This window comes from Salinicoccus hispanicus (assembly GCF_009831115.1).
Lineage (GTDB): Bacteria > Bacillota > Bacilli > Staphylococcales > Salinicoccaceae > Salinicoccus > Salinicoccus hispanicus.
The window spans coordinates 110,242-125,778 of sequence record NZ_WUUK01000004.1; the positions used below are offsets into that span (position 1 = coordinate 110,242).

The 15,537-nt window shown below is 46.2% G+C and carries 13 protein-coding genes; 2 read left to right on the plus strand and 11 right to left on the minus strand.

Annotated elements, in window-relative coordinates; genetic code table 11:
• The first annotated feature begins 3 nt into the window (after window positions 1–3).
• Window positions 4–417, plus strand: a complete 414-nt coding sequence (locus GQ671_RS10400; protein ID WP_160656694.1) for a universal stress protein — start codon at window positions 4–6, stop codon at window positions 415–417.
• 119 nt (window positions 418–536) lie between these two features.
• Entirely contained in the window at window positions 537–2,354 is a 1,818-nt protein-coding gene (locus tag GQ671_RS10405) for a cation:proton antiporter (protein ID WP_160656697.1), read from the plus strand.
• Window positions 2,355–2,387: 33 nt separating this feature from the next.
• On the opposite strand, the gene GQ671_RS10410 is transcribed toward GQ671_RS10405, so the two are convergent.
• The 11 genes from GQ671_RS10410 to GQ671_RS10460 form a co-directional block, all read right to left on the minus strand.
• Entirely contained in the window at window positions 2,388–3,500 is a 1,113-nt protein-coding gene (locus GQ671_RS10410; protein WP_160656700.1) for a glycosyltransferase, read from the minus strand.
• A gap of 1 nt (window position 3,501) precedes the next feature.
• On the minus strand, window positions 3,502–5,001 hold the full coding sequence (locus tag GQ671_RS10415; protein WP_160656703.1) for a phytoene desaturase family protein: 1,500 nt from the start codon (window positions 4,999–5,001) through the stop codon (window positions 3,502–3,504).
• A 14-nt stretch (window positions 5,002–5,015) separates the two neighbouring features.
• Window positions 5,016–5,903, minus strand: a complete 888-nt coding sequence (locus tag GQ671_RS10420; RefSeq protein ID WP_160656706.1) for a phytoene/squalene synthase family protein — start codon at window positions 5,901–5,903, stop codon at window positions 5,016–5,018.
• 11 nt (window positions 5,904–5,914) lie between these two features.
• Entirely contained in the window at window positions 5,915–7,417 is a 1,503-nt protein-coding gene (locus GQ671_RS10425) for a phytoene desaturase family protein (RefSeq protein WP_160656709.1), read from the minus strand.
• 13 nt (window positions 7,418–7,430) lie between these two features.
• Window positions 7,431–8,480, minus strand: coding sequence for a type 2 isopentenyl-diphosphate Delta-isomerase (fni, locus tag GQ671_RS10430; protein WP_160656712.1), 1,050 nt, complete (start codon window positions 8,478–8,480; stop codon window positions 7,431–7,433).
• Between the two features lie 207 nt (window positions 8,481–8,687).
• Complete coding sequence (locus tag GQ671_RS10435) at window positions 8,688–10,316, minus strand: BCCT family transporter (protein WP_160656715.1); 1,629 nt, start codon at window positions 10,314–10,316, stop codon at window positions 8,688–8,690.
• Between the two features lie 373 nt (window positions 10,317–10,689).
• Window positions 10,690–11,052 carry a dihydroxyacetone kinase phosphoryl donor subunit DhaM gene (dhaM, locus tag GQ671_RS10440; RefSeq protein WP_160656718.1) on the minus strand — a complete coding sequence of 121 codons (363 nt, stop codon included), beginning with the start codon at window positions 11,050–11,052 and terminating at the stop codon, window positions 10,690–10,692.
• On the minus strand, window positions 11,049–11,630 hold the full coding sequence (dhaL, locus tag GQ671_RS10445) for a dihydroxyacetone kinase subunit DhaL (RefSeq protein WP_160656720.1): 582 nt from the start codon (window positions 11,628–11,630) through the stop codon (window positions 11,049–11,051). The genes dhaM and dhaL overlap by 4 nt, the downstream gene beginning before the upstream one ends.
• Before the next feature lie 12 nt (window positions 11,631–11,642).
• On the minus strand, window positions 11,643–12,611 hold the full coding sequence (gene dhaK, locus GQ671_RS10450; RefSeq protein WP_322789482.1) for a dihydroxyacetone kinase subunit DhaK: 969 nt from the start codon (window positions 12,609–12,611) through the stop codon (window positions 11,643–11,645).
• A gap of 65 nt (window positions 12,612–12,676) precedes the next feature.
• On the minus strand, window positions 12,677–14,104 hold the full coding sequence (locus GQ671_RS10455; RefSeq protein ID WP_160656727.1) for an aldehyde dehydrogenase family protein: 1,428 nt from the start codon (window positions 14,102–14,104) through the stop codon (window positions 12,677–12,679).
• A 124-nt stretch (window positions 14,105–14,228) separates the two neighbouring features.
• Window positions 14,229–15,482 (minus strand): YeeE/YedE family protein, encoded by a 1,254-nt coding sequence (locus tag GQ671_RS10460; RefSeq protein WP_160656730.1) that lies wholly within the window; start codon window positions 15,480–15,482, stop codon window positions 14,229–14,231.
• Window positions 15,483–15,537: the final 55 nt, after the last annotated feature.

Sequence of the window (15,537 nt, forward strand, 5' to 3'; positions counted from 1 at the left end):
TTAATGTATAAGGCGATTCTGCTTGCTGCCGATGGTTCTGAGAACAGTTACAGAGCTGCGCAGGAAGTGAAAAAGTTCTATCATGAAGATGCCATAGTTACCATTCTCAATATTATCGGATATGCAGATTCCAAATCAGATGTACTCCATGGATCAAACAGCAGGAGTCTTGAAAGGGAGCGATTGGAGAAACTTTCGAAAATCACTGATTTCTTCAATGATAACAATATCCGGTATGAAACGCTCTTTGAACACGGAGAACCAAAGGAAACAGTAGTCAAAGTGGCAAATTCCGGAGACTATGACGTTGTTCTGCTTGGCACAAGAGGGTTGAACGGTTTGCAGGAAATGGTGCTTGGCAGTGTCAGTCACAAGGTTGCCAAAAGAGCGAATATTCCTGTGATGATAGTAAAATAGTTAAAAAAGGGTAAGAGACAGATACGGAAATCAGGATATGACTTCGTATCTGTCTTTTTATGGATTCGCATTTCATTCATATCAAATCTACTATGTGTTTTAAAGGAAGGAAGGGTGTAATGGATATAGAACTGCCATTGATGCTGCTCATCGTAGTGTTCATCAGCTTGGGAATACTGAGCCAATGGCTCGCAGCGATAATCAAGTGGCCGCCAATCGTCGTGATGTCGATTGTCGGTCTGCTCATCGGCCCCGTATTCCAACTGGTAAATCCGGAACAGATGATGGGCAGTGAGCTATTCAGTACGATTGTATCACTTGCTGTCGCCATTATTTTGTTCGAAGGCAGCAGTAATCTGGATTACCGGGAGCTGCCCGGTGTTTCCAAAGCCGTTACCCGAATTATTACTGTGGGCGCGGTGCTCGCCTGGCTGTTGGGTACTTTGGCCATGTACTTCATATTCGGCTTCCCATTATCGATATCTTTTGTAATGGCAGGACTATTCATAGTGACGGGCCCCACCGTAATCCAACCGCTGCTCAAGCAGGCAAAAGTAAAGAATTCAGTCAATTCGATACTGAGATGGGAAAGTATCATTCTGGATCCAGTAGGTCCTCTTTTTGCTCTATTTGCTTTCTATATGTTCCAGATTATCAATGAAGGTTTCGGAATCGGTTATCTTATGGATTATATCATCGGCTTCGCTGTTGCATTTCTCCTTGGATATGGGGCTTCCTATCTGTTCAGGTGGCTGATAAAAAAAGATTTCATTCCCCAGAACCTTATGGCACCCGTACAATTCATCTTCATCCTGCTGATCTTCAGCATCAGCCATACTGTACTTCATGAGTCGGGTCTGCTTGCAGTAACCATCTTTGGGCTGGTCATGGCCCGCCTGAAAAATCATAGTCTTATCTATAAGGAATCCGACCATTTCATAGAGGAAATGACATTGATACTGTTATCGACTGTCTTCATTCTGATTACTTCATCATTGACCAGAGAGGTTCTGGGCGAAGTACTCAACTGGCAGCTTGCACTATTCTGCGTCATCATGATTCTGGTCATTCGACCGATATACATTCTTCTTTCGACAATCAATACTGAAATCTCACTTAAGGAACGTACTTTCATATCCTTTGTCGCTCCCCGGGGGATCGTTGCTCTGGCAGTGGCGGAATTCTTTGCCGGTCTGTTCATCAGTGAGGAAGTGAGAATGGCAGACTTCATTGTTCCGGTCACATTCGGTTTCGTGTTTGTGACGGTGGTCATCTACGGCTTCAGTTTCAAGCCGTTGAGTAAATGGATGAAGCTGTCAAGCACCAGTCCGCCAGGAGTAATCCTACTTGGGGAGAATATGTTCTCCCTGGCTCTGGCAAAAAAGCTGGACGGTCATGGTATACCAGTACTCATTTCAGATCTTCTGAACTCCGAGACGAAAAAAGCTCAGGAGTATGGACTGGAAACATTTGAAGGCAACCTGCTCTCCAAAGAAGAACGGGTTCGGACAGACCTCACAAAGTATGACCAGTGTCTACTGACGACACGGTCCTATACTTTCAACCATTTGGCATTCAACGAACTTTCCCAGGAATTCGGTTTGAGGAACGTAGGCATGCTGACACCACCTGTCGACAGCGAAAAAGTAAGAAACAATATTGAGCAAGTAATCAGGCACCATATACTATTCGACGACAGGTTCACCTACTACTGGTTCAGCCGGTTTATCGATGATCATGAAATTACAGAATTGGATACAGCAGAAGCAGAGAGTATTACAGAAGATGACATCATCCTCTATCATATTGATGAAAATAAGAATGTCACCTTCAAGACAATCACCGATGATCTGAATTACACACCTAACGGTGTTATCGGTATTCTAAAAGATGCACATCAGTTCAAAGAGAATAGACAAAACGGAACAGAGGACTGATCCTCTGTTCCGTTTTTTATTGCCTGGGAAATTTCACTTCTTTTTCTTAAGATCAATTGTGCGGCCCTTCCATTCCGTTTTTTTAAACAAGTGGGTCTGAATAAACGATTGTCCGTAGACATGGAAGAAAAAGAGTATATATAGAGGATGGAGCAATGTGTAGAACCATGGGATGCGGATCAGTCGGTGGCACATCCATCTGAACTGTAATGCATATATGAAATAGAAAGAGATGGGCAGGGCGAGCGTGCCGAAATCACCTATCAATGTCGTAATGAGGTAGCCAGTCGTGGCGATGCTGCCTCCAATCCAGAGCATGATCATCAGCATGATCCACGGCTGTGTATTGCCTGCCCCGATTGCAATATGCTTTTTCCACCCATTGATGACAGAAGCCAGACCTTCCGGATACATTCTGAACTGCAGGACGCCGTGACCCAGGTAAAGCGTTGTAGGAAGGCCTTTTGCCTGATAGCCCTGTTGTATGCCCATCCCTTCTATTATGGTCTCCTGTGCGCTCTGATGTCCGCCTGTAAGTATGTAGTCGTTACGGCTGGTCATCAGGAAAGGGCCAAAGACGGAATTCGTTCGAACTCTGTCCTTGAAGAGGGAAAATATGTTCATGCCGAGGGCAGTGACAATATTGAATGGGGCAGACAATGTTTCATATGGTCTCTCAGTATGATGGTATGGCTGAATCGAAAGTACACCGCTACTGTCCTGCTGCTGATACTGGTACATTATGCGTGATAGTGATTGCTTATCGGACAGAACTGTATCTGCATCCATGAATGCAAGCATGTCGTATCGCGCATGGTGGGCACCGTGGTAGCATGCATGACTTTTGCCACGCCATTCGCCTTCCGGAACAGCTATGACTGTCGCATTGAAAGAGCGGGCAATATCCGATGTCCCATCGGTCGATCCGTCATCGGCAACGATTACTTCAACCACCTGTCCTTTCTGCTTATTGATGCTTCCGAGCAGATTGGGCAGGTTATGGGCTTCATTGCGTGCTGGAATGATGATGCTTATACGATGCTCCTCGGAAATTTTTCTTTGAATGAACTGTGGACGGGCGAAGATGACCCAGCCCGACATAAGACAAGCCAGGAGAATGACGGGCCAGGTCAGATGCCATAACATATCATTTTCCACTTCTTTCCTGGTCTGTGATCATTGCGGCAGTCTGCTGGCCACTCAGTGTGACCATCGGCATGCCGCCTCCTGGGTTGACGGTGCCTCCGACAAAATACAAGTTGGTGATATCCTGAGCTTTTTTTGGGTGCTTGAAACCTTTGTTCCTGCTCCGGTCTGATACCGTGCCGTATATTGCCCCATGGTCTGAAAAATAAAGGGATTGTATATCGTGGGGTGTAAGCATATACTCCGACACGATATGCTGTCTGAGGTCTGTCAATCCCATATTCTCAAGCTTCTGAAGTACAGTTTCCCTGAATGCGAGATAATCCGCCTTGGTATATTCCTTTTGCTGGAGGGGCGGTATGTGAGGAAGTATCTTCAGATTTTCATGGCCCGGGGGTGCTTGGGTGGCATCCGTCTTGTTCGTATTCACGAGATAGATGGTTGGATCGCTCGGCATGACTTTTTTATCGAATACTTCTTTGTAGTTCTTCTTTGAATCTTTGGAAAAGAAGAAGTTATGGTGTCCGAGCTGCGGATACATACGGTCAACACCAAGATGGAGGACGAGGCCGGAACTCGCAGGCTCGAACTTCTGCTCGAGAGTTGCCATATTTTCAGGTGAGGTATCGAGAATGTGGCGATAGAACGGCAATACTTCCATATTGGAAATGATATAATCAGCGCTCACTCTGCTGCTGTCCTCAAGTACGATATACTGGATTTCTTTCTGCCCACCGGTGATGGCTGTCTGTATTGCCTGGCCGGTATGTATTTCGACACCGATGTCCCGGGCCAGCTGTGCGATACCTTCTGCCAGTTTATGCAGTCCACCTTTGACATACCAGACACCCTGTTCGTGCTGCATATGAGCCATCATATTCAGTACCGCCGGAGCGTTATAGGAACTAGAACCAACATACTTGATGAAGTATCCAAGCATGTCCCTCAGATGCAGGTTACTGACACGCCTGTCTATCCCCTGTTGCATGGTGGAGAAGTAGTCGAACCCTCTAAGTGCTGTCAAGGGACCGTGGAACCGGATGATGGAGCGAATGTTATCCAGACCTTTTTCGAAGTAGCCGGGCAGAGTCAGACGATCGATTCTTCCTGCATATTTCAAAAACGCACGGTATTCCTTCATATCCCGCTCTGTAAGATCGGGGTTTTCAAGCACCATTCTTTCCAGGTCTGCGTATAGATCGATCTGCTTGCCATCGGTGAAAAAGGAACGCCATTGCAACGGCAGTTCCTCGATCTCAACATAATCCTGCATTACTTTTCCGCTCTTTGAAAACAAGCTTTCAAATATATAGGGCATGGTAAGAAGAGATGGGCCGAGATCAAATCCAAATCCGTCCTGTTCATGGCGGTTGAGCTTGCCTCCGAGGTGTGTATTCTTCTCATACAGACTGACATCAAAGCCATTCTGCTTCAGCGTAATGGCTGCAGACAATCCACCGAGTCCGCCACCTATAACCAGTGCTGTTTTATTTCCAGTCATGTGTAGCCCACCTCTTAAGCATCTTTTATTTTTCTCAGAAACCGAATTTCTTCATTTCTGATCTTCATCTTCCGTGCCATGGAAACGATATTGCGCTTTGTAAAGCAGTCATAACGATTCTTTCTCACTTCATCCAAAATTTCCCGGTAGACGGATAATGACATCAGGAGAGGGAGCCGTGCCTCTTCTTTATAATGGATAATCTCACTTCTGAAATCGTCGTAGAGTGTTTCGGCCTGTGCAGCAAGGTCTTCCCACACATTTATGAATACTTGATCGATTTTCCCCTGCTCAATCTGATTCATGGCACAGCCGTGCTCTTTGAGAACGGACGATGGTATGTAGACACGTCCATGCTGCCTCATGTCTTCTCCGACATCTCTCAGTATATTGGTCAACTGCATCGCAACCCCGAGTTTTTCTGCGTTGATCTTCCGCTCTGTACCCGGGTCGTCACATAGTATCGGCAGGAGTAATCTGCCGACAGAACCGGCAACGTGATTGCTATAGTCGATGAGTGCCTTCATATCTTTCGGTTGTTCGAAGTTGACGTCCATCTCCTGGCCTCTGATCTGGGCATAAAGCATGGACTTATCAATGGCATAACGCTCACAGGTGTCCTGTAACGCACGCCACATCGGAGTATCAGGGGGAACACCCTCAACGAAGTCATCCAGATCGGCCTCAAGTTTTCTAAGGTTTTCCAGGCGCTCCCCTGTCCCTTCTGCATGATCAATGGCATCATCTGCCATCCGACAGAAGGCATAGATGGCATAGACTGCTTTGGCATCCAGTTCAGGCAGGCTGGAGAACGCATAATAGAAGCTTTTGGAGTGCTCTTTTATTATGGATTCGCATATTTTGTAATCATTTTCCAATGAGGGGGTGTAGGGTTCCATCATGATCACATCTCCTATCGATGATTTTCATCCTTCAAAAGTTCTCCGACTGCAATCTTTGAAGACAGCAGTACAATCGGTACACCAGCACCTGGATGCGTACTGCTCCCTGTAAAGTAGAGGTTGTCACAGTGCGTTGCTTTGCTTTGGGGCCTCATATGATTACTCTGTGTCAATGTCGGTCTCAGACCGAACGTTGCACCATTATATGCATTGAAGCGACCTTCAAACTGGAGTGGTGTCATTCTCTTCTCTGCGACAATCTCCTGATCGAAATTCCCCATCCCTGGAAGCATTTTGATTTTTTCAATGATCTTATCACGATACAACTGCGTTATTTCATCGTTCCATTCGTACTTCATCGTAGAAAGATCTGAAACCGGCATCAGTATATATATGCCATCCTTATCTTCTGGCGCAAGGGACGGATCGATTTTTGAAGCAAGGTACATATAGAGTGAGGGATCCTCCAGAATGTCTCCCTCAAAAATCTGGTTGATATTTGTATCAAGATCCTCCGAAAATACAAAGTTGTGCACATTATCAATCTCAGGGTATTTCCTATCCATACCAAGATAGAGTACGAAGCATGAGCAGGAATAGTCCATCTTATCGATTTTCTCATCACGATACTTGCCTTTATGTTCCGGCTTTTCGATCAGGTTTTTCAAGGCATATGGAAAATCGGCATTGCACATGATGTAATCTGAAGCCATGAACGTTTCATCAACTGAAACGCCAATGGCTTTCTGGTCCTCTATGACGATACGTTCGACACTTGTATCGTATTCAATTTTGCCTCCAAGTTCCAGGAACAGTCGTTCCATGCCGGAAGCCATGGTACGCATGCCGCCCTTGATGAACCATACCCCGTATAGAAACTCTATCATTGGAATGATTGTATAAAGTGATGGTCCCTTGAAAGGGGAAACACCGATGTAGAGTGTCTGAAAACTGATCATCTGTCTCATACGCTTATCTTTAATATACTTCTTCATCAGATTTTCAGCGTTGCTCAATGTGCGCAGTTTGAGCCCCTGTCCGATCATGAATGGGTTGTAGAAATCCTTCTGGCTTCTGAATGGTCTTTGGAGAAAATGTTTTTTGGCAACATTGAACCGACCATACAAGTCGCTCAAGTATCTCATGAAGCCTTCTGCATCTTCATCACTGATCGCTTCGAACATTTCGATGTTCTGTACGAGATCATTGGTCACCTGATACTGTCTGGTACCATTGTCAAAATATCCACTGTACATCGGATCGAGCCGTTGCATCGGGATGTAGTCATCGGGGTTGCGCCCTGCCAGCTCGAAAACTTCCCTATAGAGCTCGGGCATCATCACGATGGTCGGTCCGAGGTCGAAATAGTACCCATCGACATCAATACGATTCATTTTGCCCCCGGGTGTGGATTCCTTCTCAAGGATGGTGACAGTGTAACCTTCATTCTGCAAACGGATTGCACTGGCAAGTCCTGCAACACCAGCACCAATAATAGTAATCGTCTTTGTCATTTTAACGGCTCCCTCAGCTATGTAACGAACGCTGTTTTTGCCACGATAGAATTTCGGGGCTGAAAACAATCGAGCGTCTATTAATTTCTTCAATATTTCTTGCATTGATCATGACTGATATTTTCCGCATCTGATGGTGAAACTGACTGATGTATTCTATCGCAGCTTCGATGCCATGGTACTCCACCTGTTCGAGCATTGTTCTCGACATTCCAACTGCTTTGGCACCGAGAGCAAGGCATTTCATTGCATCAAGCGGTGTCTTGACACCGCCACTGGCCAGAATGGACATATCATCGACAAATGATTCAGCCTCCAGTAATGAAATGGCAGTAGAAAGCCCCCAGTTTTTGAGGTAGTCCATGTCCTTATTCTCGCGACGGGCGTTTTCGATTGACGCAAAATTTGTACCGCCTCTACCACTCACATCTGCATGCTGAACACCGATATCCTTCAAAATCTGAAGTGTTTCCCTGCTCATGCCGAATCCAACCTCTTTGACAATGACAGGTATGCTCACGTGCTGTACGATATTTTTGATATTTCCACGCCATGTGCTGAAATTGCGATCTCCTTCCGGCATGATGAGTTCCTGGGGTGCATTGATATGAATCTGAAGCGCATCCGCCCCAATCAATTCAATTGCCCGCTTTGCACCTTCCAGTGATACGTCGGCACCTACATTCGCAAAAATGAGGCCATTCGGATTGTGATTTCGGACAATGGTGAAAGAATCCGCAAGCTCGGGATGCTTCAGAGCAGCATGCATGGACCCGACAGCCATGGGTATGCCTGTTGCACCAGCGACTTCAGCCAACTTGCCATTGATGGTGCGTGTCCATTCACTGCCCCCTGTCATCGCATTGATATAGAGTGGCTGGGTAAGTTTGAGCGGACCGATACGAGTAGACAGATCTACTTCGTCCAGGTTGAAGGATGGGATGGACTGATGAACGAAATGGACATGATTGAAGTCAGAATCCGTCACTATAGAATCCTGATCGAGAGCATGCCTGACATGGTCATCTTTTCTGCGGCTTCTCAAATCTGTCTCTCTATTCATTCGACTCAGCCTCCCTTTCCATTTTTATTCTTTCAGATGATACAAACGTTCGAATATAATCAGCAATATGCAAGTTTTTTATGAATATATACAATTATCAATGAAGAGCAGGTGCTTTGTAAAATGATAAGCGCACAATATAATTAAAAACGTCATCAAAGGTAAAAAAATAAGCACCGGATAAAATCCGGTGCTTGATTGGGAAGCCTATTCCCGATTCTCAGCTTCCTGCTCCATCTGTTTTCTGAGTTTGATTTCTTCTGCGCGTTCACGTTTTGATTTCTCAACATATTCCTTCATGCGCTGTTTGTTCGGAGTGATGGAAAGGCCGAGATATTTTCTTTCCTCATTTGCATCCTTGTAGAAGGAGACCATCATCGACATGATGATCAAGCTGAATGGGAAGGCCGATACAATCGCGGCTGATTGCAAAGCGTTCAGTCCTGAATCTCCTCCGGAGAGCAGAAGGACAAAAGCGATGGAGGAAAGTGCAATACCCCATACCACTTTTATCTTATTGGATGGCTGAAGTGAGCCATACGTCGTCTGCATGCCAAGAACGTAAGTGGCTGAATCGGCAGATGTCACAAAGAATGATGCGATGAGAAGCAATGCTATGACTGATAGCAGCATGCTCAATGGCAGTTCATTAAATATGCCGAACAGCATCGTTTCAGGGCTCAGTTCAAAAATGGACGGTGTGGCCTGCCCGATTTCAATGCCCGTAACGCCGAACACACTGAACCATAGAATACTGACTGCAGTCGGTACGAGTAGTACAGCCATGATGAACTCACGTACTGTACGGCCTTTTGAAACTCTGGCAATGAATATGCCGACAAATGGACTCCAACTCATCCACCAGCCCCAGTAGTAGATCGTCCATACTTCAAGCCAGTCATTCTTCTGCTGGTTGAGCGGTGCAACGTCAAGACTGTTAAATAGGAATGTATCGAGCATGGCACCTGTAGATGTATTCATCATGTTCAGTATCATCATGGTCGGACCGATAATGAGTACTACGATGAGAAGCGTACCTGCAAGTCCCATATTCAGGTTACTTAAGTACTGGATACCCTTGCTTAATCCGCTCCAGGCACTGAGGAGGAACAGGAACGTTACTACAGTAATGATGATTCCCTGTGTCACAATATTGATCGGGACGTTGAATAGATAGTTCAGACCACCATTGATCTGAAGTGTACCGATACCAAGAGAGACTGCAACACCGATGATGGTTGCAAATACGGACAAAACGTCTACTGCGACGCCGATCGGACCATCGACACGGTTACCAAGAATTGGTCTGAGCGTCTTGGATAGAAGTCCAACTTCGCCTTTTCTGAATTGGGAATATGCAAGAGCCAGAGCGACAACACCATACATTGCCCAGGCGTGGAAACCATAGTGGAAGAAAGTCGAACGCATCGCCTCGACCATTGCTTGATCTGTCTGTGGATCTGCTGTCGGAGGTCCCATGTAGTGCTGGATCGGTTCAGCAGCACCATAGAAGACAAGTCCGATTCCCATACCCGCACTGAAAAGCATGGCGAGCCATGAAATGGTTCTGAATTCAGGTTTGTGATACGGCTTACCGAGTTTCAATTTACCGATTGGACTGAAGATGAGGAAGATGGAGAAAAATACCATTGCTGTTGTGATAATCAGGTAGTACCATCCAAAGTACTCTATGATCCATGAACCGACATTGCCTGTAACTATGCCGAATCGATCAGGAATGAATGCACCAATGACAACCATGAGGCCGACAATGATGGAGGCATAAGTAAAAACTTTCGACAGTTTTTTACCGCTTGGTTGTTCAGGATGTTCCATAGGACAAATATCCTCCTTTGGTTTTTGTACTGAAATGTGGCTGAAAGATAGCCAGGTGTAAAAAAGTACTGCTATAAACAACGTTAATAATAATAACAAACTAAGAGTTCAATTACAACTTCCTATATAAATAGGAACACTCTCAAAGGAAGAAGGTGGTATTGTCCTGCTTTCCCGCCCCACATTCAAGGTAGCTTACAATACTATAAATACCCATAAAAAATAACGCCGTTGCAACGGCGTTATCATATTAGGAGAAGTATTTTTGAGATTTTACAACAGCTATAAATCCATCCTAGGATTCCATGTAGATAAGTAAACGAAATGAAGATTCCGCAGCACTCGATGAGAACTGCGGAATACCTCGCTTCATCTACTTTTTCATTTCCTGAAGCTTCTCAAGAATTCCATCCGTTTCCGTGCCGACACTATTTTCAACAGCAGCGAGGAAACTGCCTTCAACAATGGGCGCTTCAGAGATGTGAAGTGTATAATTTCCATCATACATTTCCACTGCCATTTCAAGGTTCATCTTACTGGAGCCGATATCATAGAAACAGATTGTATCTTCCTGGACCTGATCGAGCATATCATTGATCTGATCGACACTGGTACCGATACCATCATCCATACCGCCTGAAGCCTGGATGACTGTATCTTTCGCCATCTGGGAAACAAGCGCTCTAGTACCTTCTGCTATATCCTTACTGTGACTGATGATCAGAATTTCGGTCATTTTCCAACACCCTCTCCCAATGCATGGATAATATAGACGGCACTTTGCGCGCCAGGGTCTATCGTTCCTTTGGACTGTTCTTTGAAATATGCAGCACGCCCCTTGGTTGCAACCATATCCTCTGTTTCCTCAGCAAGCGACTGAAGGTCATCCAGTTTGAGAGCACCACTTTCCCGGAGCAGCCCGGCAGATTTTGAGATGACATCATACATCGTCTTCTCGCCACCTTCAACCTTACCTTTGCTGGCTACTGTATCAGCGAAAACATCAAGTATTTCCATTAGGTTTTCCTTGTCGATCTCTTCTTTTGCAACTTCGCTCATTTTGACAAAGCTGAAACCATAAAGCGGTCCACTTGCTCCGCCGATTGAACTCATCAAGGTCATTCCTGTCTGTTTCAGTACTTCGGGAGCAGACCCTGCAGAGACCTTTTCATTTACTGCCGAAAATCCGCGTTTCATATTCACCCCATGATCCCCATCGCCAATCTCCCTGTCAAGGCCTGTAAGTTCACTTTCCTTGTCATCGAAAACAGACTTCAGTCCGTGCATCTGTTCAAGCAGTTTGTCACCATTCATAGTTCGAACCTCCTATTTGAAATACTTGGATCGTGTCTTTGCTTCCAGGCTATCCAGAACATCCTGGTCTTCGTCCAGTACAGTCAGCGAAAAGCCCTGCATATCCAGTGCAGTCATATAGTCGCCGACCAGCAGCTTGGAAACAGCGATATTACGAGATGCCAGATTTTCCATTACATATTTTGTTGCAATACTGAGCTCACTTTCCGGTGTGCCTCCCATGCCATTGACCATCACGATCAAGCGGGAACTGTCTGTGTGTTTGAAAAGCTCTTCCAGCATGCGGTCTACAATCTTGTCGACAGTTTCCGACTTCTCACGGTATATTCCTTTTTCTCCGTGTATGCCGACGCCGATCTCCATTTCATCTTCATCAAGGTCAAAGCCATACTCTCCTGTAGTGGGTACAAGGCATGGTGCTATCGCCATGCCGATGGAGTATAGGCTTTCCATCATACCCTCCACCTTTTCGACAATTTCATCCAAAGGCAGATTCTGGTCTGACAGATAACCGGCATATTTATGGACAATGACGGTTCCTGCAACACCGCGTCTCTGTTCTTCATTATCAATCGCAACATCGTCTCTGACAACAACGGAAGATACCTGATGGCCTTCTGCTTGTGCCATTTCCTGGGCCATCTCGAAGTTCATGACATCACCGCTATAATTCTTGATGATGAGCAGCACCCCATCTCCATTATCCGCAGCCTTTATTGCCGCCAGCACTTTATCTGGAGTTGGAGAGGTGAATACCTCACCACATACCGCAGCATCAAGCATTCCTTCAGCGACATATCCTGCATGTGCAGGTTCATGGCCGCTTCCGCCACCTGATACGAGTGCGACACCGCTCTGTTTCTTGTCTCTTCTGACTACCACCGTCTCTTCGATGATATCAATGGCCTCATCACGCAGTTTCAGACCATCAATCATATCCGTCAAAAAGCTTTCCCGATCATTCATCAGTTTCTTCATGATTTCTCCTCCTTTTCCATACGTACTTATACCCCAATCCATGGATGAATTGGGGTGAGTATTGAATATTATTTAAAATAGCCTTTTATGGCTTTGACCTCAAGAAATTCCTCGATGCCATAGTCGCCCCATTCGCGGCCGATACCTGATTGCTTATATCCGCCGAACGGCAGGTCGGTACGTCCTTTTGCACCATTGATCTCAACAGTGCCTGCCTCAATACTGCGTGCGACATGCTTGAGCGTTTCCATGTCTTCACCGAATACATATCCAGCAAGGCCGTATTTCGTATCATTCGCGATTTCAATGGCTTCATCCAGGTTTTTGTACGTGATGACGGACATTACAGGTCCAAATATCTCCTCCTGTGCAATCGTCATATCGTTTCTGACATCCGAGAATATTGTCGGTTTGACATAATACCCTTTATCGAGATTTTCCGGCTGGCCACTTCCCCCGTGGAAAAGCGTCGCGCCTTCTTTCGTTCCCTTTTCAATATAGGACTGGACCGTATCGAACTGCTTTCTGCTGATCAATGGACCTATGGTTGTGCCTTCTTCACGGGGACGACCTACGTTCACCTGTTCCATTTCCCGCTTCGCAGCTTCAAGGAATGCTTCTTTCTTCGATTCAGAAATCAGCGTTCTTGTGCCGGCAGTACATACCTGTCCTGAATTATGGACAACTTTTTTGACAGCGATTTTGGCAGCCTCTGCAATATCAGCATCTTCCAGAATGATGAGCGGGGATTTGCCGCCCAGTTCAAGAGAGACTTTCTTAAAGTCTCTACTTGCTTTTTCCATGATTTTGGAGCCGGTGGAACCGGAGCCCGTAAAGGATATCATACGTACTTTCGGATGTTCGCTGAGCGGATTGCCTACACCTTCACCATCTCCATTGACGAGATTGAAGACACCTTTCGGTACACCGGCCTTGTCGAAGATTTCTGCCAGGATGATTGCTGCAAAAGGTGTTTCCTCCGATGGTTTCATAACGACAGTACTGCCGGCAGCGATCGCCCCCGCCAGTTTCAATGAAGTCTGGTTGGTCGGGAAGTTCCATGGTGTAATCAGTCCAGCAACACCAATTGCTTCTTTGACGACCAGGTGGTCTCCTCTCTGTTCTTCGAATTCAAAAGTATCCAGCGCATCCCTGGCAGCTTTGAAGTGATTGAGACCTGCTTGATAATGTGTTTCCTCGGACATTTTCAAAGGAGAACCCAATTCATCTGTAATCGTTTCGATCAGATCGTTCTTACGGTTTTCATACTCCACTACAATCCTATCCAGCAGTTCGTGCCTTTCTTCTACAGGTGTATGGCGGAATTTCAGATAGACCGAATGCGCGGCTTCTACAGCCTTGTCAACATCCTCGGCGTTTCCTTTGGCGATTCTGCCGAATACCTCCCCGGTTGCAGGGTTGATGACATCTATCATTTCTCCACTCGTACTCTCAATCCATTCACCATTTATATACTGCTTTGTCTGTTCTCTCATTTTATGCCATTCCCCTTTACAGTTTATGTCTTCTATCCTTTAGCCTAAATTATAAGTCTCTAATCATTGAAAATGGAAACATATAAAAAATAGAATATCCCGGATAGGGATATTCTATTATGAATCAGCATACGGAGTCATTGGATTTTGGCACGGAAAGCCCAAACAGTGGTCGGAGGTAAAGTGCCAGGAAGGTGCCGGCAAGTGCCAGGATACCCCATATATAGCCATGCAGACTGAATGAAGCGATGCCCCCGAAGTATGCGCCGATATTGCATCCGAAGGCAAGACGTGCACCATAGCCCATCAGAAGTCCCCCGATGACGGATGCAGAAAAATTGCCAGGTGTGATTCTGCTGAACTTGAATAGACCGCCTGCTGCTGAGGCGATGAATGCCCCAAGGATGACACCGAAGTTGAGCACAGTGGTCGAATCCGCGAAAATGGATGATTGGAGTGCTGCAGCACTGGTGCCCTGCCAGTAGCCCCACGAAGCAACATCCACGCCGAACATGCCGGCTGCTTTTGATCCCCATAGAGCAAACGCTGAAGTAATGCCCCAAGGGGTGCCTCGGGTCATCAGGGTCAGTGCATTAAGTACAGCCAGTACGATGGCTGCAGCGAAAAGTGGCCAGAAACCTCTGAATATACGCTTCCACCCTTGCGCAGTCGGCAATGGCGCCATTTTAGGTGATTTTCTTTTCTTTTCAATGATGACTGTAATCCAGGCAATCAGTCCGAATAGGACGATGGAGACAATCCACGCCCCGCCATAGCCGAGTCCTGTGGATGTGGCAAGTGAAATAGGTTCAAACGATGGGAGCTCCTCAGTCCAGAAAGGCAGATGGTATGCTCCGACTGTTGCTCCGATAATGAAGAAGATCAAGGTGATGAACATCACCGTGCGCCCACCACCGATTGCATAGAGTGTGCCGGAGGCACATCCCCCACCGAGCTGCATGCCGATGCCGAACATGAAGGACCCGACAATCAGGCTGATGCCGACAGGTGACACATAACCGGCGACCTCCTGTCCGAAGAAAGAGATGCCGAATGCAAGAATCGGTGCGAATAATGTTACGGCGACAGCCAGCATGAGCATATGGGCACGCATTGCCTGCCCGTTCCCAACCGACATCATGCGTCTGAATGCAGAAGTGAATCCGAAGCGGGCATGAAATAAAGTAAAACCGAGAAGTAGGCCGAGAATCATGAGTATCGGCTGAGTCACCGACTGAGTGGCAGCAAGATATAGAAATAGGATGAAACTGACAGCAACACCGCCGCCGATGAGCATCTTCTGAGGAGAATTCAGAGCAAGAGAACTCCGCACTACCGGGTCCCTCACTTCATTTACTGGCTGTACTCTGGTAGTCATGTATAAATCACCTTTCTTTAGGAACAGTTTGTGTAATATTGGGATAGTCTATTAT

Coding starts and splice junctions, on each gene's coding strand:
- GQ671_RS10400 (WP_160656694.1), top strand. CDS start 4: ATGTATAAGGCGATTCTGCTTGCTGCCGATGGTTCTGAGAACAGTTAC.
- dhaM (WP_160656718.1), bottom strand. CDS start 11,052: ATGACCGAAATTCTGATCATCAGTCACAGTAAGGATATAGCAGAAGGT.
- dhaL (WP_160656720.1), bottom strand. CDS start 11,630: ATGAATGGTGACAAACTGCTTGAACAGATGCACGGACTGAAGTCTGTT.
- GQ671_RS10410 (WP_160656700.1), bottom strand. CDS start 3,500: ATGTTATGGCATCTGACCTGGCCCGTCATTCTCCTGGCTTGTCTTATG.
- GQ671_RS10435 (WP_160656715.1), bottom strand. CDS start 10,316: ATGGAACATCCTGAACAACCAAGCGGTAAAAAACTGTCGAAAGTTTTT.
- GQ671_RS10460 (WP_160656730.1), bottom strand. CDS start 15,482: ATGACTACCAGAGTACAGCCAGTAAATGAAGTGAGGGACCCGGTAGTG.
- GQ671_RS10425 (WP_160656709.1), bottom strand. CDS start 7,417: ATGACAAAGACGATTACTATTATTGGTGCTGGTGTTGCAGGACTTGCC.
- GQ671_RS10455 (WP_160656727.1), bottom strand. CDS start 14,104: ATGAGAGAACAGACAAAGCAGTATATAAATGGTGAATGGATTGAGAGT.
- GQ671_RS10420 (WP_160656706.1), bottom strand. CDS start 5,903: ATGATGGAACCCTACACCCCCTCATTGGAAAATGATTACAAAATATGC.
- fni (WP_160656712.1), bottom strand. CDS start 8,480: ATGAATAGAGAGACAGATTTGAGAAGCCGCAGAAAAGATGACCATGTC.
- GQ671_RS10415 (WP_160656703.1), bottom strand. CDS start 5,001: ATGACTGGAAATAAAACAGCACTGGTTATAGGTGGCGGACTCGGTGGA.
- GQ671_RS10405 (WP_160656697.1), top strand. CDS start 537: ATGGATATAGAACTGCCATTGATGCTGCTCATCGTAGTGTTCATCAGC.